Raw genomic sequence first — 20,218 nt, forward strand, 5'->3', positions numbered from 1 at the left:
CAACGCAGCGACCAGCTTGTCCTCGGAGGCCAACAGAACTATCTTGGCTTAGGTCGTCGGAGGCATGAGCTCTCCACCTGTACTCGCCCTACAACCCATGTGCTCATCCCGAGTAATTGCATCGGGTATGCAAGAAGATGCACGATACCCGTATCGGCGTTTAGCTGGCCGGTTACGTTCGAACACGAGAATGAGACATGGAACATCGGATTCTGATTGCTTCGGACGTGATCCGCGACTAGAGCTTATTAACGCCACCATCAAATATGCGCCGAGGTTTTGAGCCGGCATTCTGATAACACATTGAAAGTTTCGCTATTCGCTGAGGATCTGCCATTCGTACGGTCGGAAATCTAGTGCTGAACGCCTGAGAAGAATTGGTTCGCTACGAGGATGGCACACCCTTGCCCTCTGCTATCGCTCTCCAAACCTCATAGACATAAGCCTTCAGACAGTTCTTCCCGTGGTAGCGCTGTGCAGCCCATCTGTAAGTGCTACCTTCACACCTGACCGGAGAAGCTTAGGATGATGGTGTTACCGAAAATCGAACTCAGGGAACTGTCCGTGAAAGCGGAAGCGTACGGCTTGACGTTGGGTGATCTTATTCCCATCTGCGAACGCTTCGGCGTTGCACCGCATGATGTACTGAACGAGCTGTCCATTGCGGTTGCGGAAGCCTATTTACAAGGATATCTGCTCTATGATTTCTGCGACGGGGTTATGAACGGGATAATAACTGCTGTTGTTGAAGTCGGTATGACTAACGACATGCCCCAGCCCGCGTTCTCGCTTTGCCAAGCATTCGATCAAGGTGAATGGTTCCGCAGTAACGACCCGCCGGAGACTGACCCCGGCGATAAATACACGAAGCCGGTGGTCGAGGAAATAATGCGCACCCTTAGAGGCTAGCTTTCACAGATGGAGAGGCTTGGCTTTTGTGCTGGACGGCAGGGTATCGAATACCGCTTTTGGCCGAAAGCAGCCGGTCGTGGCTGGCCGGTTTCGACCCGAAGCGCACATTGACCCCCAGAGCGTGCAGTGCCCCAAAAGGCGGGTATAGGGATGAACCATACTGGCAGTCAATCAGAAGAATAATGGTATTTAGAAACGACGTATCTGTCCTGAGAATACCCTACGGCCCAAGTGCTCAAAAAGTTGTCGTAGCGCGCCTCTGTGACACAACGCCCGTCATTTTCTCCGCGATGTTTTGTATCGTCTCCCCACCAAAGACTATCGCCGCAAGCTCGAACAGCATCTGGCACCCCGAGAAGAGCCACGATTTGCTGCTGTGTAGCGCCAATATTTACTTGCTCGAAGGCGTGACTCGCGCGGTCTTCTAAATATGAACTTATGTAGAAGCCGAGAATGGTAGTTGCCATTGCACTAACAATTGCCAGCGCTAGTATTCGATTCCATGCTGTATGACTTGGCACACATGATTTCCATAGGGTGTCAGATCACGATAGTTTAGCACCAAGCGAAGCTGGCATATGCGCGGCGCAAGCGACCGCTTTGGGTCGATAGCTGCCTTTCATGAGGACGGAATTCCGACCCACAGCTAACGGTAACGACCTTCGCAATCGGCCAACATCAGACAGGCCGTGCTTGCGCTCGTAAAGCGCCGTCTCCTGGTGCCGTTGGCAAAATGGGGCGACTGCGCTGATGCCAGGGTGGAGTCAGAGCCGTTGGAAATCTACGCGTGCGCAACCGAGCGCTCTGCGTTGAATTCAAAGGTGCGCGCGTTTATTGATGTTGTGCCGCAGGCGCTGCAGTTGGGGCTGCTCAGCCCTGAAGGCACAGACAGCCGTCGTCGATGAACTCTACCTGGCAAATCCAGGTTTCGATCGGCAGCTCCTGCGCTCACCACTTGCCTGCTGACTGAATTCGCCAAGGCCCATCTATACAAAGACAGATGAGCCTTTCTTACCAATACCGTAGAGAGGCGAACCCAATCTGCCTGCCGATCAGCCCAGATGCTCGCCCCCATGCTCTGCCACGCCGATAAGGCTGATGGCCGTCGCGTCGGTATGGCTGTCTACGGTGCTCAGTAGCGGCGAGGAGGACACAACTTTACTCCCGTCAAAGTCCTTGAATATCAGATGAGCCGGGGTCAGATCCGCGACGTGGTTGCCCTGTAGCAGCAACTCGAAGTGCGCCCCGTCCCGGTCACTGGCGTCCAGTGATTTGAGCGCGGTCAGGGTGCCGGCGGCGTTCACGACCACCTTGAGCGTACCGTTGTGCCCATTGCCCAAGCCAAGGAAACCCGTAGCAGACACATCGATGACGTCGTTTTCGTTCCCGTTGAAGTCAGTGATCGTGTCCCGCTGTGCGGTGCCGTCATTGTCGTAACGCTGGCTGTTTCGAAAGTTGCCGTACACGAAGGTATCGGCGCCCGCGCCGCCCGTCAGGGTATCGCCGCCAGCCCCGCCGTCGAGTCGATCATCGCCGGCGCCCCCATTAAGCGTGTCCCTGCCTGCACCGCCCAGTAAGGTTTCCGCAGCGCTGGTTCCCATGAGCTTGTCACTGCCGTCGGTGCCCTGGATCACGGATTGCAGATTGGCATTGGTGAAGGTATGCAGGAAGTTGCCGTTCAAGGCCAACTCGAACCGTTGCCCCAGCACGTCCGCGTCCAGATTCTTCAGATAAGTGACGTTCTTGGCCTCGTTGTAAGCCAGCAAGAGTGTGTGGTTGTGGCCATTCCCCAGCCCGGTGAAGCCGATACCGGCACCTGCAACGTCGATCTTGTCATGGGCCACGTCGAAATCGGTGATCACATCCGCATATGACTTGGTCGCGGTGCGATAGCTTTCACTGACCATATCGAAGCGGAAAATATCATTCCCCTCGCCACCGGTGAGCTTGTCTACGCCAGTGCCACCGATCAGGGTGTCGTTGTTGCCCTTGCCGTTGAGGGTGTCATTGCCTGCGCCGCCGTAGACCACATCTTGAGTGATGTCACCGTTGAGCTTGTCGTTTGAGCGGGTACCGTAGGTGTAGAGAGAGTCGGTATTGTCCGAAACTTCGCTGCTGGCGAGCGCGGCAATGGCGCCTGTTTGGATGTGACTGATGACGTTGTGCGTGTACGAATTGTCAAACACGGCATTGCTTTCGCGAATGCCGTAAGTGGACTGTTCGCTGCCAGTGATGATATTCCCGGTGACCCGGATGTCGTGGGATTCGCTGGAGGTACTGACCTTGGTCACGCCGTATACCTGAATTTCGGCCGCCGGGCTGCCTAGAGAATTATTGTGGATTGTGTTTGAAAAGACGTCGCCGTTTACGCTGCTTGCGATGTATATCCCGCTGCCCTTGTTGTCATGAATATCAACGCCCGTGATCTTGAACTGACGGGCGAACGCGGTGTGGATTCCGTCATCGCCATTGCCGTAGACTTCGCCGCCCTTGACGGTAGTGCCGGTGCTTTGCACGAATATTCCGAAGTCGGTATTGCTATAAGCGTCGTTGTCCACTACCTGAACATCGCCGCCGACATTGAAACCAGTCCGGTTTGCGTAGGCGACATTGTCATGCAACAGGCTGGCAGTCATTGCATAGGCGCGCACACCGTAGTCATTGTCATGGGCGACGCTGTTGCTCAGCTCTACCTGCACCAAACCATCGGTGCCCTGCAAATCGAAACCGTTGCCGGCTGCGTTCTTGGCTTCTACGCTATCGATCCTGACATTAGTCCCGCTGCCATTCAGCCAGCCTGAAAAATACCCCGTGTTGTGCTGAAGGTTGCCATCAAGCGTCAGCTTGCTGGCCCCCACATCGTGTGTGCCGTTGGCCGTCAGGATGCCAGTGACAGCGGAAGGCAGGTCGTTCGCCAGCTTGAGTGTCGAGACGCCCATGCCTTGGCCGACCAGTGAAACATTGCTCTTCAGGGCGAGGCAACTGCCAGTCGTTGCGCTGACCATGTAAGTGCCCTCGGGCAAGTACACCTGTCCGCCGCCCGCCGCAGCGGCGGCATCGATGGCTTTTTGGATGGCGAGCGTATCGTCACTGCTGCCATTACCCTTCGCGCCGAAATCTTTAACGTTGAATTTTGCCATGATGACTCTCTGCTGGGGATTGAAGAGTCTCCTTATCCACCAGGGAGCCAATGAGGCGGTGCGATCCCGGACAACGAACAGACTGCATGAGGGTTGGACTGCGCAACAGTGTGGTTGAAATCCAAGCGTTTACCAGCGCGCTCACCGCCGTCTATCGAAATTGGGATCAAAGCGAAAAAATGGTATGAAGGTGTAGCGCACATGGGTCGGGAGCAGCTATCTAGCCCGACTATAGCGGCCCAACGTTCAGCGGGTAGCCGGGCCACTAAGAACCTTTCCTTGGGATATCAGCGCTCCCGATCAAGGGCTCGGGACTTTGCCGCTTTACTGGGCAGGATGAGCCTTCAGCCAGTTCTTCATTTGCGCGATTTCCGCGGCCTGCGCCGCCACAATCTGGCGCGCCAGCTCCAGCATCTGCGGATCCTTGCCGTATTTGAGCTCGATCTCCGCCATCTCAACCGCGCCTTCGTGGTGAGGCAGCATGCCTGCCGCGAACGCAACGTCCGGGTCGTCACTCATCATCCCGTGATGCATGTCGTCTTTCATGGCGCCCATTGATTGCCGATAGGCCTCATGCATCTGTTTGATGTCCTCCGTCTGGTCAGCCCTGACGGCTGTGACGGCAAGCAGGGCAATGACGCTGATAAGGGCGGCAATCTTTTTCATGAGGGGGCATCCTGGATGAGGGCAGATACGAAGCCGTCACGCTAGACCTTCCCATCAGAGCAAGGTCAAGCGCATTTTCCATTGCCGTTTCGGGATGTTCCCGTGCTCGGCGCCCTAGACGACCCAGGACGGGTGGTCTCCCAGCCAGGCTCGGCGGATGTTGCCGTTGCTGACAGCTCACCGCACCCTAAGAGGAGGTCCAATAATCGGGGCTGGCTGTGCTGCTGTCGGGGTTGCCGGGGTGCCTGGATCATGCAGGCCGGATAGGCCTCAATAAATGCTGTCGACCACCCCGCCATCCACCCGCAGCGCCGCGCCGGTAGTTGAGGACGCCTGCTCGGAGCTGACGTAAATGATCATGTTAGCGATCTCATCCACATGGGAGGCGCGGCGGATGATCGACGAACCGCGATGGGCTACGACAAAATCCGCCGCCACTTGCTCCACGCTTTTCCCCGAGGTTACAACTTCAGGCTTCAGCATCTCGGCGACGCCTTCCGACAGCGTCGGCCCGGGGAGCACCGAGTTCACCGTCACGCCGGTGCCCGCCAGCCTTTTGGCAAGACCTCGGGAAATCGCCAGTTGCGCCGTTTTGCTGAAGCCGTAATGGATCATCTCGGACGGAATGTTGATCGCGGACTCGGAAGAGATGAAGACGATGCGCCCCCATTTGCGCTCCACCATACCCGGCGCGTAACCCCGCGAAATCCGTACGCCGGACATCACGTTGGTGTCGAAGAACCGCTGCCATTCACTGTCGGGGATCTCGAAGAAATCCTGCGGATTGAAGATGCCCATGTTGTTGATGACGACGTCAAAGTGAGGGTGTTGCGCCAGCAACTGCTGGCAGGCGGTCTCGTCACTCAAGTCGCCGGCAAAACCCGTGGCCTTCTCTGCCAACGGGCCCAGTCGATGCAACGCAGCGTCGACACTGCCCTGACTCCGGCCGTTGATCACCACCTGGCCGCCGGCCTCAAGAAAGCCCTTGGCGGCAGCGAAGCCGATGCCGCTGGTAGAGCCGGTGACCAAATTATTACGGCCCGTAAAATCGATTTTCATCTCGTTAACCTCTGCAGTGGACTGGGTGGGAGGCACTTCTGTTCAACGCCTGACCCAGCAGTAAAGATGCAAAAGAGAACAACGGCGAGCCGCTGCCCTTCTTGGCGACGGACTGGTGTCAGCTGCCGACGATCAGGCGCCTCTGTCAGTCTACTGGCCGGCGAAATCAAGAGCACAACAAGGGGCTGCTCACGCGCCCCAGGCAACTCAATCTAATCAACGTCGTCGAGCTCAAGCACATCACAGAATAGAGTTCAGACTGCCCGTTTCCCGCCAACGGAATTTCAGGCCGTCGGCTGAACAGACTAAAGGTGCTGTCTGCGTTGCTCAATACTGATGGTGTCTACCAGAAGCAACGGTTTATGACCGGCCGCATCCGGCCAGAAGCGGTCAGTCGACGGACTAGATCGAGAGGGTCAAGCTGGTGACTTTCGACCGGTAAGGATGAGCATATGAAAGAGGTGCATCAGAGAAGCTACATATGCGCATCAGTCGTTTACGAGCTACTTGCCCTGCCGAAAGTAGTCAGCCATTACCACTGCAGCCAATGTCGGGGCTCGGTGTACGGCAACTCCTCTGAGTGTTGGATCGAATGCGCGGCAATGCGGGTAGCAGCTATCGCCACAGAGCAGGCAGGCGGCCTACAGGCCCGGTTCACTATTGCGGCCCGTTTAATCAAGACTGCCGCAGGTACTCGGACCATGGCTCTGCGCGTCGCGTACCCTCCGTCTCAAGCATCCGCAACTGACACCCGCACTCGGTGACAATCAGCTGCACCGAGGGGTTGGCCGCTCGAAGAAAGCACGACAAGTGGCTTCAACGGCTGACCAGATGCATTGTCCACTAACACTGAGCGCGCCTCTTGCGGCGCAAACAGGTAGCGTTCGCCCCACTGCCTCATGCTGATCACGACGGGGAAAATGGCCCGCCCTTTATCCGTCAGCACGTACTCCTTGTAGGCGCTGCCATCTGACGCGGGTGCGACGTCGAACACTCCTGTCGCCACCAGTGCTTTGAGCCGCGACGTCAGAATGTTCCTGGCAACGCCCAGGTTTTTCTGAAATTCGCTGAACCGGCGCACATCGTCAAACGCTTCGCGGATGATCATCAGCGACCAGCGATCGCCGATGGCCTCCAGCGTTCTGGCTACGGGACATTCATTGCTGGGTGGAGACGCTTCTTCTGCCATTTCTCGTTATTCCGATGTTGATTGGCCGGATCTGTTTCAAGAGCCGGCGAGATACTGGTTGCAATTAGAGACTGGATTATCAAGAATCCGATCCAGTTGCTAATTGAAACCAGCTTACTGACATGGAAGCCTTTATGACAGCCGAGACCGAACAGTTGACCCGTCAGTCGTCCAGCTTCGACCCGGCGCAGATACGTTTGCAAACGACTCCCGCAGATGATGATCACACCGGGCTTTCATCCGCTCTGACCGTGCTGTTCGCTGTCACCTGCGCCTTGGCTGTTGCCAACGTGTATTTCGCTCAGCCTTTGCTCGATTCGATGGCGCAGAGCCTGGGGGTGGCGCCAGCCATGATCGGAATCGTAGTAACCGCGACGCAGGCGGGCTATGCAGCGGGTTTGCTGCTGATTGTCCCGCTGGGTGACCGGGTCAATCGTAAACGGCTAATCCTCGGTCAGATCCTGCTGTCAGCACTGGCGCTCGCAGGCGTCGGCGCTTCGCCTACCTGGCTGGCGCTACTGGGCACCCTGATCGTCGTGGGCTTGATGGCCGTGGTGGTCCAGGTGGTGGTGGCCTATGCAGCGTCGCTGGCAACGCCCTCCCAACGGGGTCGAGCCGTCGGCACGGTCACCAGTGGCATTGTGTTGGGGATCCTGCTGGCACGCTTCGCGTCCGGACTGATCGCTGATCTGGCGGGCTGGCGCGCCGTTTACTTTCTGTCTTCAGGCCTGATGCTCATCCTTGGCGCAGTGCTGTGGAAGACCATCCCAAACACCGCTTCGCCGCCTTCTCGGGACTCATATGCCGCTCTCATCCGGTCGCTTTTCAAGCTGCTGGTGAGCGAACCCGTCCTGCGGATACGGGGTCTGTTGGCGTTGCTGATCTTCGCCGCATTTTCAGTATTGTGGACGGCAATGGTCTTGCCCCTGAGCGCCCCGCCTTTATCGCTGTCGCATACTGCAATCGGGCTTTTCGGCCTGGCTGGAATGGCCGGCGCACTGGCAGCCAGAAGGGCCGGTCGGTGGGCCGATCAGGGTTTAGGGCAGCGCGTCACCGGCCTTGCTTTGTGCGTACTGACTCTTTCTTGGGTACCCATTGGCTTTGCCCAGACTTCGCTGATCGCGCTGGTCTGCGGCGTGATACTGCTCGACTTCGCCGTGCAAGCCGTCCACGTCACCAGCCAAAGCCTGATCTTCGCCGCGCGCCCTGACGCCCAAAGCCGTCTTGTCGGCGCTTACATGTGCTTCTACTCGGTCGGAAGCGCGGTCGGCGCGGTGGCAGCGACCCAAGTGTATGCACGCTGGGGATGGGTCGCGGTCTGCCTCTTGGGTGCATCGACCAGCGCAGCGGCACTGGTGCTCTGGTATTTGACAGCTCATGTGCGTGACCCCGGCAAGGGAGGATCACGTTAAAGCCAGGTGCTGGCCCGAATCAGTCGTGCATTCGGGTTGGCGCTCGTCCAGCAGGACACTCTGCCGTGCCTCGTCAACCCTTGCTGTGCCTGGCCTCCAGCGTGTTGAACGTCACCTGCCCGCCTTCGTTCTTGTAGCCGGTGTTATCCAGGGTGTAGACCCCCGCCTTGAAATACAGCTGCTTGCCCTGCCAGCTTTTACTGAGCTGCTTGCCCCATCGGTTGCCTTGCGCGATCACATGCAGGTAACCCGCCGAGCTCAAGCGAACCTCATAAGTGAACCGCTCGCTCAGTGCGACGTCCTCGGCAATCACCACCTTGGTGTCCGCGCTGCCCGGCTTGAGGCGGTAGTTGGCGATCACGCTGCCGGTCTTTTTGGCCTTGTCATAGACATACTCGACCTTCAGCAGCGGACCCTTGCCCTTGTAGATGTGGATCTGCCCGATCACCACCCTGCCTTCCGACGGCACCTGATTGACCGACAAGCTGGCGGTCATCCGGTGATCGGCTTCAGGGTAGGTCCAGTTGCGCAGTTCCCCGCCCTTGTAGGTTTCGCGAAGTTCGCTACGCGGAAACTCCGATTTGGACGTAGTCCCGCCCGTCACCGGCGCCCAGAAACACAGCGTATTGCCGGAGCGAAAGTACGAATCCGAGTAACCGTCCACCAGGCGCGGAGTCTCGATGACGCGGGCAGGCGTGCCGACCGGGAGGGTCAGGTTCCAGGTGCTTAGATCGATCATGGCGTGGCCTTCCAATGGGTCGTGGTTTGTTTTGCAGGTTACCCCGTCCAGGTTACTAGCCTTCAACCACGAGACTCATCAGCCCTTCCTGTCATCAGCTCCCGGCCCCCGCGTAACCTCAAACCGCCTCACATTCTTGCGCAGCCAGCTCATGAAACCGCTGGCATCCGCCACCACAGGCTTGGTCTCCAGCAGCGCCGCACGCGCCTTGGCGCGAAATTTCGCCAGCCCGGCCAACGCACCCAGCAGCTCAGGGTGCTCGGCCAGCCACGGTTCCAGATCGGCCTTGTCGATGCGGTAGATCATGCAGTCGGTATACGCACAAAAACGCCCCAGCGTCGGGCTTGCGTCGACGAAACCGGTCTCGCCGATCAACTCGCCCGGGCCCATGCGGCCGATTTCCAGCCAGCCGTCCGACCGTTGGAGAGACACAGAGATGATCCCGGATTCGATGATGTACAGCGCCTCGGGCACCACGCCCTCGGCAAGCACAATGTCCTTCGCTGCATAGGCGTTCAGGTGCATATGCTCTTGCAGTTGGGCACGGTCGGCGTCGCTGAGCATGCGCAGGGCGTTGACGGTGTTGAGCACGGCAGACTGGCGCGTCGCAGGGCGCTGCTGGTCCTGGCGGGTATCGGTGGAGGCCAGTTGACGATGGATCAGATCAAACAGCTGGTTGCGCACGGCGGCGCGTCGGTCGCGGGATTTGACGTAGCCGGTGACTTCGTACTCGACGATGCGCAGACCGGACTTGACCACCACCGCCGATGGCTTGGGTTGCGCCAACAGTTCGCGGCAACCGAGCAAGGCTTTTTCGAGGGAATCCAGGACCAGGCTGGGGCGAAGGCGGGTCGACAGTTCGATGGACAGCGTGACCGAATGAAAGTGGTCCGGGCGGCTGTAATTGACGATACGGGTCTTGGCGGCCATGGCGTTGGGAATCACCGCCATGCTGCCTTCCGAGGTGAGCAGATGGGTGGAGCGCCAGTCGATCTCAATCACTTTGCCTTCGATGTCGTCGACGCGAATCCAGTCGTCGACCCGAAAAGGCTTGGTCGCGTTGAGCACGATGCCGGAGAACACGTCGCCCAGCGTACTCTGCACGGCAAGGCCGAGGATGATCGCCACCGCGCCGGAGGTGGCCAGCAGCCCTTTGACGGGCAGGTCCAGCACGTAGCTGGCGGCAGCCACCGCGGCGATGATGAAAATGATCGCGCCCATCACATCTTGCAGAAGGTGACCTTTGCCCCCGATGCGCGGTTCCATGACGACCACGGCAAGCACCGTCAGCGTTCTCGCACCAAACAGCCACCAGGCGATGGTCAGAATCGTGGCCAGGACATGGCGAGGGACCGACCAGTCGGCGGGCACCTGATACAACGGGCTCAGCCCGCCGTCGAGCAGCGCCATGCTAAACAAAATAAACAGCGCCAGCCGGCAGAGCATTTTGCGCCGCAGCCAGCGCGGGTGCAGCCACTGCCAGAGCGTGAGGTCGATGACCAGCAGCACCGAGGCGCTGATCAACGGATAGGCGAACCACAAATGATCCATCGAAATTCCCTGAGGGTAGACAGCTCGTGCAGCTTAGCTGAATACCTTGCAAGGAGAAGTCGACGACAAGTCTGAGCTTCGCCGGAGATAGTCCGGGGCGCACGCCGTTGCTCATGCCGATGCCGATGCCGATTCTGTAGCGCGCTTGCTCGCGAAAAATATCAGCCCGTGACATCGACGAACCTGACCCACCGCGTTCGCCAGCAAGCCGGCTCCTACAGATCTGCGTACGCCGCAAATTTCAAAGGTTGCCTGGATCAACTGTAGGAGCCGGCTTGCTGGCGAACCGGGGTGTGACAACGCCACTGATGTTGCCTGAACCACCTTCGCGGGCAAGCGCGCTCCTACAGATGCGCGTACGCCGCACATTTCAGAGGTTGCCCGGATTTGCGTATGTCGCAGATTCCCAGATTGCCCGGATCAATTGTAGGAGCGCGCTTGCCCGCGAAAAATCTCAGCCCATGACATCGCCAAACCTGACCCACCGCGTTCGCCAGCAAGCCGGCTCCAGCAAATTTGCGTACGCCGCAAATTCAGAGATCGCCCGGATTGGCGTATGTCGCAGATTCCCAGATTGCCCGGATCAATTGTAGGAGCGCGCTTGCCCGCGAAAAATCTCAGCCCGTAACATCGCCAAATCTGACCCACCACCTTCGCCAGCAAGCCGGCTCCTACAGATGTGCGTACGCCACACATTTCAAAATTGCCTGAATCAACTGTAGGAGCCGGCTTGCTGGCGAACCGGGGCGTGGTGTCAGTCGGCCCGCCGGGCAGCGCAAGGCTTCGCGCATCAGAACGCCGTGACCCCGCCGTCCACGGCCAACGAATGCCCGGTGGTGAATGCCGCGCCGTCGCTGCACAGGTAGAGCACCGCGGCGGCTATTTCTTCGACCGTGCCGATCCGCCCGACCGGGTGCATCGTCGCGGCGAATTCGGCCTTGCGCGGGTCGGCCTCGTGGGCGCGGCGGAACATGTCGGTGTCGATCACCGCCGGGCACACGGCGTTGACCCGGATGCGTTTCTTGGCGTACTCGATGGCCGCCGATTTGGTCAGACCAATGACGGCGTGCTTGGAAGCGCTGTAAATACTCATCTTCGGCGCGGCGCCGAGCCCTGCGACCGACGCTGTGTTAACGATCGCCCCACCACCTTGCGCCAGCATCAGCGGCAACTGGTACTTCATGCACAGCCAGACGCCTTTGACGTTAACGCCCATGATGGCGTCGAATTCCGCCTCGCTGCCTTCGGCCAGCCGGCCCTTCTCGATTTCGATGCCGGCATTGTTGAAGGCGTAGTCGACGCGGCCGTAGGCGTCCACCGCTTGCGCCATCATCTGCTGCACCTGGGCGTCCTTTGTCACATCGCACGGCAGAAACAGCGCCTCGCCTCCCGCCTGACGAATCAATCCAGCCGTGCCCTCGCCGCCCGCGCTGTCCATGTCCACCACCAGTACTTTCAGGCCGTGGGCGGCAAACGCAAGCGCGGTAGCGCGCCCAATCCCCGCTGCTGCGCCCGTCACCAATGCCACTTGACCGGCAAACGTCATGCTCATGGAATCGTCCCTTTTTGTACTTATTGACAGAAGGCTCGGCACACGCCGGGAATGCGCCGCAGCTTAGCGTTCACGGCACGACCAACGTCAGCACTATCAGAAGCCCGGTTGCTCAGCCATTGGCAACGGTGATGAGGAGCAGCACCTGCCATCATCAGCGTGGATCGACCGGCATTCGTTACAGTGGCAAACCTTGATGTCCGGACCTTTCCGGTCTATCACTGCACCGGTCCGCTTTTGCCGTCGTTAACCGCTTCCAACCGCCGTTAACGCCACCACCTTCTATTCGAGACCCCGCCATGACTGCTCAAGACAACCGCCAATTCCTACTCGCGCGTCGCCCGGTCGGTGCCGCGAGCCGTGAAGATTTCACCTTCCAGACGGTGCCCGTTGCCGAACTGGCGCCCGGGCAAATCAAAGTGAAGAGTGAATACCTGTCGCTGGACCCGGCCATGCGCGGCTGGATGAACGAAGGCAAGTCCTACATCGCTCCCGTTGAGCTGGGTGCGGTGATGCGCGCCCTGGGTGCGGGCAAAGTGATCGAGTCGCAGCACTCCAAATTCGCGGTCGGCGATTACGTGCAGGGCGTGCTCGGGGTGCAGGATTATTTCGTCGGCGAGCCCAAGGGCTTCAACAAGGTTGATCCCAAGCTCGTGCCACTGCCGGTGTATCTGGCCGCTCTGGGCATGACCGGCATGTCGGCGTATTTCGCCTTGCTGGAAGTCGGTCAGCCCAAGGCCGGTGACACCGTGGTGATCTCCGGCGCGGCGGGTGCGGTCGGCAGCATCGCCGGGCAGATCGCCAAAATCAAAGGCTGCCGGGTCATCGGCATCGCGGGTGGCAAGGAGAAGTGCCAGACGTTGATCGATGAGTTTGGCTTCGATGGCGCCATCGACTACAAAAACGAGGACATTCATGCGGCGCTGAAACGCGAGTGCCCGAAAGGCGTGGACGTGTATTTCGACAACGTGGGCGGCGACATTCTGGATGCCGTGCTGACGCGCCTGGCCCTCAAGGCGCGCGTGGTCATCTGCGGTGCCATCAGCCAGTACAACAACAAGGAAGCCGTCAAAGGCCCGGCCAACTACCTGTCGCTGCTGGTCAACCGAGCGCGCATGGAAGGCTTCGTGGTGATGGACCATGTTGAAAACTTCGCTAAAGCGGGGATGGAAATGGCCGGCTGGCTGGCCCAGGGCAAGCTGAAAAGCAAAGAGCACATTGTCGAAGGCCTCGAGACGTTTCCCGAGACGCTGCAGATGCTGTTCAAGGGCGAGAACAGCGGCAAGCTGATCCTGAAAGTGTAATGCGTCGCTGATAATCAGCTGAACAACTCATCGATACCGCTGCCATCACCACCAGAGGGCGCACTCTGGTGTAAGCTCGTGCGCTGTTGATCCGACCCATCGAGAGGCTTATGCGGGCTCCCTTCCGACGTTCTACCCTTGCGGCGCTGCGTGGTTTTGAATCCTCCGGCACGGCCATCACCCTTTTGCCGAGCGCCGCCGACTACCGGCAGACGTTGCTGGCGAAGATTGCCGCGGCCACCCGGCGCATTTACATCGTCGCGCTGTACTTGCAGCAGGACGAAGCCGGCCAGGAAATCCTCGATGCGCTTTACGCTGCCAAGGCCGCCCGCCCCGAGCTGGACGTCGTGGTGCTGGTCGACTGGTTCCGCGCCCAGCGCGGGCTGATCGGCGCCGGCAAGCAGGCGGGAAACTCGGCGTGGTATCAGGCGCAAAACCTGGAGCACGATCAGGAGGTGCCTGTTTACGGCGTGCCGGTGCAAACCCGGGAGTTGTTCGGCGTGCTGCACCTCAAGGGCAGTGTCATCGATGACTGCGTGGTTTACAGCGGCGCCAGCATCAACAATGTCTACCTGCACAAGCTCGCCAAATATCGGCTTGATCGCTATCACTTGATTGAAAACAAAGCCCTGGCGGACTCGTTCCAGCGTCTGGTGCAGAAGGACATTCTGCCGTCCGAGGCGGTGCATCGCCTTGACCTGCCCTCCCCGCCGAGTTCGCGCAGCCTGCGCGGGGAAATCCGGCAGTTTCGCCAACACCTCAAGCGTGCCAGCTATGACATCAATGAGGGCGTGCGCGACAACGGCGAATTCAGGGTCATCCCGCTGCTGGGCATCGGTAACAAGAATCCGCTGAGCAAAACCCTGTGCGACCTGATCGCAGAAACCGACGAGCAACTGACGCTCTGCACCCCGTATTTCAACATGCCACTGGTGGTGAAGCGCGAGATCAACCGCGCGCTCAAGCGCGGCGTGAAGGTCGATATCATCATTGGCGACAAGGCCGCCAACGACTTCTTCATTCCGCCGGATGAACCGTTCAAGGTGATTTCTGCGCTGCCGTACCTGTACGAGATCAGTCTGCGCCGCTTCATGCAGAAGCATCAGACGGCAATCGCCAAACATCAGTTGAACATTCATTTGTGGAAGGACGGCGACAACACCTACCACCTGAAGGGCCTGTGGTCAGACGATCGCTACACCTTGCTGACCGGCAACAACCTCAATCCACGGGCATTCCAGCTTGATCTGGAAAACGCCGTGCTGATTGATGACCCCAAGGGCGAATGGCTGAAACCGCGCGCCGAAGAAATTGCGCTGCTGATGCGCAATACCCATCGGGTCGGCAAGTTCGACGAGCTAGACACGTTGAGCGAATACCCGGTGGGCGTGCGCACGTTCCTGCGTCGGGTCAGCCGGGTGCGGGTCGAGCGTCTGCTGTACCGGATCCTGTGACCCCATGAGCAAAAGCACCGGCGTGCGCGCGCAACAAGCCGACCAGACCCGTGCGCGGATACTCCAGGCGGCCATCGCCGTGTTCACCCGGGATGGCTACTCGGGCGGGCGCATCGAGAAGATTTCCGCCGAGGCCGAGTCCAACGACCGGATGATCTATTACTACTTCGGCAGCAAGGAGAAATTGTTCGTCAAAGTGCTTGAGCACACTTACGAGCAGTTCAACCGAGCCGAAAGCACCTTGCAGCTGGACCCCTCGACGCCGGTGCAAACGCTGCGGCAGTTGGTGGCTTTCGTGTGGGATTACTACGTCAGCCACCCGGAATTCGTTGCCATCCTCAGCATCGAGAACCTGCACAAGGGTAAGCACGCGCGCCAGTCCGGCGAACTCCGGCGCTTGTCCGGCGAGGCCGTGGGTGTGCTCAGACCGATCATCGACGCCGGGCAACAGCAGGGTCTGTTTCGTCAGGACGTGGACATCAAGCACGTGTATCTGATGATCGCCTCGCTCTGCTACTTCTATAACTCCAACCTCCACACCCTCTCCTCCTTCCTTGGGCAGGACATGGCCGCGCCAGATGAGCGCACCGACTGGCTGGCGTTCATACAGGACATGGTGGTGCGTGGAGTCATGGTGCTGCCGGGTTAGGCCGAGCGACAATCGTCCGCGCTTGCGCAAGACCCCAAAACCGGTTCGCCAGCAAGCCGGCTCCTACAGTTAATCCAGGCAATGTCTGAAATCTGCGTCGTACGCATAACCTGTTTTTCGCGGGCAAGCGCGCTCCTACAGTCGATCCGGGCAACCTCTGTAACTCGCGAGCCCGCCGCTCGCCGGCGGCTTCGGGCGTCGGGGATCAATGGGTTCCGGGATTGGCTTTGAGATACGCCACTTTGTCGTTCAACCCGGTCCACTGCGGTTCATTCGGGGCGAACCGGCTGCGCAGATACGCCGCCAGGTCGCTGATCTGGATGTCGGACAGGCTATCCTTGAAGCCCGGCATGTAGCCCAGATCGGCCGTGGCCGGTTTGTCGATGCCTTGCTGAATGATCTTGATCAGGTTGTCCGGCAATGCGCTATGAACGTTGGTATTGCTCGCCAGCGAAGGGCTGACGCCAAACAGCTTTGGCCCCAGACCATCGGCATGACAACCCTGACAGGAGCCTTCAAACACTCGCCGGCCATTGCTCAGTGACTGCGCCGAGACGCCTGCGTTATCAACCGATGCCGATGCCAAATTCAAAGTCGCAGCCGCAGCCGCAGCCGCAGCCGGACGAGCATCAGCGCCCGCAGGTGCAGGTTCATTCAGCGCTGCCAGGTATACCGCAATTGCCCGGACGTCACTCTGCGGCAGTTTCGCCAGTTCAGTTACCACCGGCCCCATCGGACCCGCCGCCACGCCGTGCGCGTCGGAATACCCGGTGCTCAGATAGTTAAACAGTTGGTCCTCGGTCCACGGCGTCGGCGCTTTCGACAGGCTGTTGAGCGCCGGCGCCTCCCAGCCATCAACGGTGCCACCCGCCAGAAATGACGTCCCGCCCTTCTCCGCCCCTAGCCAATCCCGCGGCGAATGACAGGCCGCGCAATGCCCCAGACCGTTGACCAGGTACTGGCCGCGGTTCCATTGCGCGCTCTGTTGCGGCTGCGGCTGCACCTCGCCTGTGCGCAGGTAAAGCGCGTTCCAGCCGGCCATCAGCGGCCGTACGTTGAACGGAAAGCGCAGGTCATTGGCAGGCTGAAGCTGCTTCACCGGCGTCTGCGACATCAAATAGGCGTACAACGCCTGCATGTCGGCGTCCTCGATGTTTCTGAAAGCGGTGTAGGGAAACGCCGGATAGAGATGTTTGCCACCGCGACTGATGCCGTCACGCATCGCCCGCTCGAATGCCGGATAGGACCAGTTGCCGATGCCTGTTTCAGGGTCCGGGGTAATATTGCTGGTGTACAGCGTGCCGAACGGCGTGTGCATCGCCAGCCCGCCGGCATTGTCGGCGCCATTCGGGGCGGTGTGGCAGACCGCACAGTCACCGACCGCCGCGAGCTGCCGTCCGCGTTCGAGGGTTGCCAATGACCAGGTGCCCGCGGCGGGCGGGGTGATAGGCGCGATTTCCGCACGCCAGGGCAACGCCGTCGCCGCCATGCCCAACACCGCCCCCAAGGCTGCAAACAACGAACCGAACAGCCACTTCGAGCGCTTGGCTTTCGGCGATTGCGGGGGTTGGCTGTTGGCCTGATTGCCGGCGTTGTTCAGCGCGGCGAGGATGCGCTCTGCGGTAATGGGCAGTTCGCGGAAACGGATACCGGTTGCGTCGTACACCGCGTTGGCAATCGCCGCAGCACTCGGCACCGAGGCCGATTCCCCCGCGCCCATGGGAGGCTCTGCCTGACGCGGCATCATCATCACGTCGACTTTCGGCACTTCGGGGAAGGTCAGAATTGGGTAGCCGCCCCACTCTTTGCTCGCCACCGTGGACTCCTCGAACGTCACCCGCTCCTTGAGCACCCGGCTGGTGGACTGGATGACGTTGCCATGAATCTGGTGCTGAACGCCGGCAGGATTGATCATCATGCCGGCGTCGTGACCTATCACCACGCGCGTCACCGACACGTCGCCGGTGTGCTTGTCGATGGCGACATCGGCGACCCACGCCGCCCATGCAGCGCCGAAGCCGGGGAACTTGCTGTGGATGTAACGCGCGTAGGCAAACCCGCGCCCGCGCAGCACGCCGTCTTCTTCCGGCATCTGCATGGGTTGAGTGCGCGGGCTCCACTCGGCCCGGGCAGCAGTGGCACGCACCAGCTCGGCGGCGCGCTCGTCATGCAGGTAACGCAGACGGTACTCAACCGGGTCAACGCCCGCCGCGAAAGCCAACTCGTCGATGTAGGATTCATGAGCAAACGTGTTGGGCAATGCCGACACACCCCGCATCCATGAGGCCCGGACGATGGGCGCCATGTCGTGAATGGTGACGCGCATGTGCTCGATGTCATAAGGCGGGATCGACGTGCGATCGCCCATTTCAAACATCGTCGCCACCGGCTCCACGCGACCGGTCAGCAGCAAGGCCAGCGTGGGGGAATTGTTCGACGGGTAGCGGGTGCTGAAGTCATAACCGGCAATCCCGCCATCGGCGTTGAGCCCGCCATCGACCTCCATCAATTGCGCGGTGCCTTTGGGCTCCCAGGCGTGTTCCTGCTCACGGGTCAGTTGCACCCGCACCGGCCGGCCGACTGCGCGGGAGAGCAACACGGCATCGGCGCAGACATCATCGGCGCAGTTACGCCCATAACAACCCGCCGCCTCCATGCGGATAATCTCGATCCTCTCTTCGGGGTATTCCAGTAGCCAGGCCAAATCCGCGCGCAGCATGTGCGGGTTTTGCGTGCCGGACCAGACGCGGAGGCTTTCTTCGTTGTAGTCCGCCAGCCCGCATGACGGTCCGATGGAGCCGTGGATCTGGTAAGGCCACAAGTAGGTCCGCGTCATCCGCTCGCTGGCATGGGCAAGCGCATCCTCGACTTTGCCCTGGTCCAGCACGACCCGCTGAATGCTAGGGTTGTCGCGAATGGCCTGCTCGATGTTGCTCATTTCCGGCAACTGGTGCTGCCAGGGCTTCCAGGTGATCTTCAGCTCGCGCGCAGCCTTGGCTGCCTGCTCCTCACGCATCGCGACGATGCCGACGAAATCCCGAATCACCACAACCCGGACGATGCCTGGAACATGGGCAATGGAGGACTCGTCCACCTCCAGCAAACTGGTGCCGACAAAGTCGCCGGTGTCGTACCCCGCGTAAGGCGGGCGTACGACACGGCCATGCAGCATGTCCGGCAGGCGCATGTCATGCACGTAGGTCAATTCGCCGGTGGCCTTGCCCGGGATGTCGACGCGCGCGGCGCCCTGGCCCACCAGCTTGTAGTCCTCGAGCCGTTTGAGCGGTGCGTTACCGGAAATGCGCAGCTCGACACGTTGACCAGCCAGCAACTCGCCAAACGGCATCTTGCGACTGTCGCCAGATGTAATGACGCCGCTTTCGATGACCAGCGAATCCATGTCCACACCCCAGCGCTGCGCGGCCTCCTGCAACAGGAAGCGCCTGGCCTCGGCCGCGGCATTGCGCAGGGGAATGGCGGAGATCTGCAGCGTGGCGCTGGCGATGGTTGCACCCTGATTCGGTGCCCGCTCGGTGTCGCCGAGGATCATCGTGACTTGGTCCATCTGCAGGTCCAGCTCCTCGGCGACGATTTGGGTCAGCGCGGTGCGAATGCCGGTGCCGAGGTCAACGTGACCGTTGAAGGCATATACGCGGCTGTTCTGGTCGATGGCAATGAACAGCCCCAGCTCCATGGGCCGCACGGTCGGCGTACCGCCTTTGGCCACCGGGCCGGAAGGCGGCAGGATGTCGTCGACGATCAGCAGCACGCCATTTTGGGCGAGCAATTGGTCGCGCGTGGGCAAGGTCTGGGTCATTTGACAGGATCCGGGCTGGAGTGAGGACGCGCAGCACGCATGACCGCGCGGAGGATTTCCAGGTGCGTCCCGCAGCGGCACAGGTTGGCCGACAGTTCGTTGCGGATTTGCGTTTCGGTGGGATGCGGGTTGCGGTCGAGCAAGGCTTTGGCGGTCATGATCATGCCGTTCATGCAATAACCGCATTGCGCGGCCTGTTCATCGATGAAGGCCTGCTGCACCGGATGCGGGCGTTCGCGCGAACCGATGCCCTCCAGCGTGGTGATGTCCCGGCCGTGTGCGCCAGCCAGAGGAAACACGCAAGAGCGGGCGGCGACGCCATCGATGATGACCGTACAGGCGCCGCATTCACCCAGACCGCATCCGTATTTGGGGCCATTAAGATGCAGGTCGTTGCGCAGGATCAGTAACAGCGGCGTGTCAGGCATCGCCGTGACGGTTGAAGTCTGGCCATTGACCATGAAGGTCACAGTCTTTTCCGCCACCCGCTGCACTGCACGTATCTCAGCCGTCATGTGTTACCTGCTGTAGCTAGCCTTTGATGAAGTGGTTACTTCACCAAAAGGGAGCAGGAAACATGCCAGTGGAGAAAAGCCTGTAGGACGCCGGAGTTTTTAGAGGAAAGCCATCGTCCCTCCGCCGCCGCGATTGCGATGGTCAGCCCGATGTGGAAGCGAGCTTGCTCGCGAATGCGGTGGGTCAGACACGAGAATGTCGCAGGCGAAAATCTTTCGCGGGCAAGCGCGCTCCAACAGGCGGTCGCGTGGCAGGCGA

Annotated in this window: 14 protein-coding genes; 5 read left to right on the plus strand and 9 right to left on the minus strand. The window is 60.0% G+C overall.

Annotated features, from left to right (window positions below):
• Positions 1-525: 525 nt before the first annotated feature.
• Entirely contained in the window at positions 526-909 is a 384-nt protein-coding gene (locus QRN48_RS22055; protein WP_285353281.1) for a hypothetical protein, read from the plus strand.
• A gap of 1,055 nt (positions 910-1,964) precedes the next feature.
• Here QRN48_RS22055 and QRN48_RS22060 read toward each other — a convergent pair.
• From QRN48_RS22060 to QRN48_RS22075, 4 genes are all read right to left on the minus strand, one after another.
• Positions 1,965-4,052, minus strand: coding sequence for a glycosyl hydrolase family 28-related protein (locus tag QRN48_RS22060; RefSeq protein ID WP_285353283.1), 2,088 nt, complete (start codon positions 4,050-4,052; stop codon positions 1,965-1,967).
• A gap of 324 nt (positions 4,053-4,376) precedes the next feature.
• The gene (gene copM, locus QRN48_RS22065) at positions 4,377-4,718 is read right to left on the minus strand and encodes a CopM family metallochaperone (protein ID WP_285353285.1); all 342 of its coding nucleotides are present in this window, start codon (positions 4,716-4,718) and stop codon (positions 4,377-4,379) included.
• Between the two features lie 270 nt (positions 4,719-4,988).
• Positions 4,989-5,777 (minus strand): SDR family NAD(P)-dependent oxidoreductase, encoded by a 789-nt coding sequence (locus tag QRN48_RS22070; RefSeq protein WP_285353287.1) that lies wholly within the window; start codon positions 5,775-5,777, stop codon positions 4,989-4,991.
• A 730-nt stretch (positions 5,778-6,507) separates the two neighbouring features.
• Positions 6,508-6,966: a winged helix-turn-helix transcriptional regulator gene (locus QRN48_RS22075; protein ID WP_285353289.1), complete on the minus strand. Its 459-nt coding sequence runs from the start codon at positions 6,964-6,966 to the stop codon at positions 6,508-6,510.
• Positions 6,967-7,100: 134 nt separating this feature from the next.
• Here QRN48_RS22075 and QRN48_RS22080 point away from each other — a divergent pair, with 134 nt between their 5' ends.
• On the plus strand, positions 7,101-8,378 hold the full coding sequence (locus QRN48_RS22080; RefSeq protein WP_285353291.1) for an MFS transporter: 1,278 nt from the start codon (positions 7,101-7,103) through the stop codon (positions 8,376-8,378).
• 73 nt (positions 8,379-8,451) lie between these two features.
• Here the strand turns inward: QRN48_RS22080 and QRN48_RS22085 are convergent, their stop codons facing one another.
• The 3 genes from QRN48_RS22085 to QRN48_RS22095 all read right to left on the minus strand — a co-directional run bounded on the left by QRN48_RS22085 (position 8,452) and on the right by QRN48_RS22095 (position 12,220).
• On the minus strand, positions 8,452-9,117 hold the full coding sequence (locus tag QRN48_RS22085) for a polysaccharide lyase family 7 protein (protein WP_285353293.1): 666 nt from the start codon (positions 9,115-9,117) through the stop codon (positions 8,452-8,454).
• Between the two features lie 78 nt (positions 9,118-9,195).
• Positions 9,196-10,668: a mechanosensitive ion channel domain-containing protein gene (locus tag QRN48_RS22090; protein WP_285353295.1), complete on the minus strand. Its 1,473-nt coding sequence runs from the start codon at positions 10,666-10,668 to the stop codon at positions 9,196-9,198.
• 790 nt (positions 10,669-11,458) lie between these two features.
• The gene (locus QRN48_RS22095) at positions 11,459-12,220 is read right to left on the minus strand and encodes an SDR family oxidoreductase (RefSeq protein WP_037008958.1); all 762 of its coding nucleotides are present in this window, start codon (positions 12,218-12,220) and stop codon (positions 11,459-11,461) included.
• A 299-nt stretch (positions 12,221-12,519) separates the two neighbouring features.
• Here QRN48_RS22095 and QRN48_RS22100 point away from each other — a divergent pair, with 299 nt between their 5' ends.
• From QRN48_RS22100 to QRN48_RS22110, 3 genes are all read left to right on the plus strand, one after another.
• Positions 12,520-13,524 carry an NADP-dependent oxidoreductase gene (locus tag QRN48_RS22100; protein WP_191945054.1) on the plus strand — a complete coding sequence of 335 codons (1,005 nt, stop codon included), beginning with the start codon at positions 12,520-12,522 and terminating at the stop codon, positions 13,522-13,524.
• A 110-nt stretch (positions 13,525-13,634) separates the two neighbouring features.
• Positions 13,635-14,978, plus strand: a complete 1,344-nt coding sequence (pssA, locus tag QRN48_RS22105; protein WP_285353298.1) for a CDP-diacylglycerol--serine O-phosphatidyltransferase — start codon at positions 13,635-13,637, stop codon at positions 14,976-14,978.
• 4 nt (positions 14,979-14,982) lie between these two features.
• Entirely contained in the window at positions 14,983-15,627 is a 645-nt protein-coding gene (locus QRN48_RS22110) for a TetR/AcrR family transcriptional regulator (protein ID WP_191945052.1), read from the plus strand.
• A gap of 205 nt (positions 15,628-15,832) precedes the next feature.
• On the opposite strand, the gene QRN48_RS22115 is transcribed toward QRN48_RS22110, so the two are convergent.
• Positions 15,833-19,444: a molybdopterin cofactor-binding domain-containing protein gene (locus tag QRN48_RS22115; protein ID WP_285353300.1), complete on the minus strand. Its 3,612-nt coding sequence runs from the start codon at positions 19,442-19,444 to the stop codon at positions 15,833-15,835.
• Complete coding sequence (locus QRN48_RS22120; RefSeq protein WP_191945050.1) at positions 19,441-19,959, minus strand: (2Fe-2S)-binding protein; 519 nt, start codon at positions 19,957-19,959, stop codon at positions 19,441-19,443. The genes QRN48_RS22115 and QRN48_RS22120 overlap by 4 nt, the downstream gene beginning before the upstream one ends.
• Positions 19,960-20,218: the final 259 nt, after the last annotated feature.

This window comes from Pseudomonas sp. ME-P-057, from assembly GCF_030208975.1.
GTDB lineage: Bacteria > Pseudomonadota > Gammaproteobacteria > Pseudomonadales > Pseudomonadaceae > Aquipseudomonas > Aquipseudomonas lutea.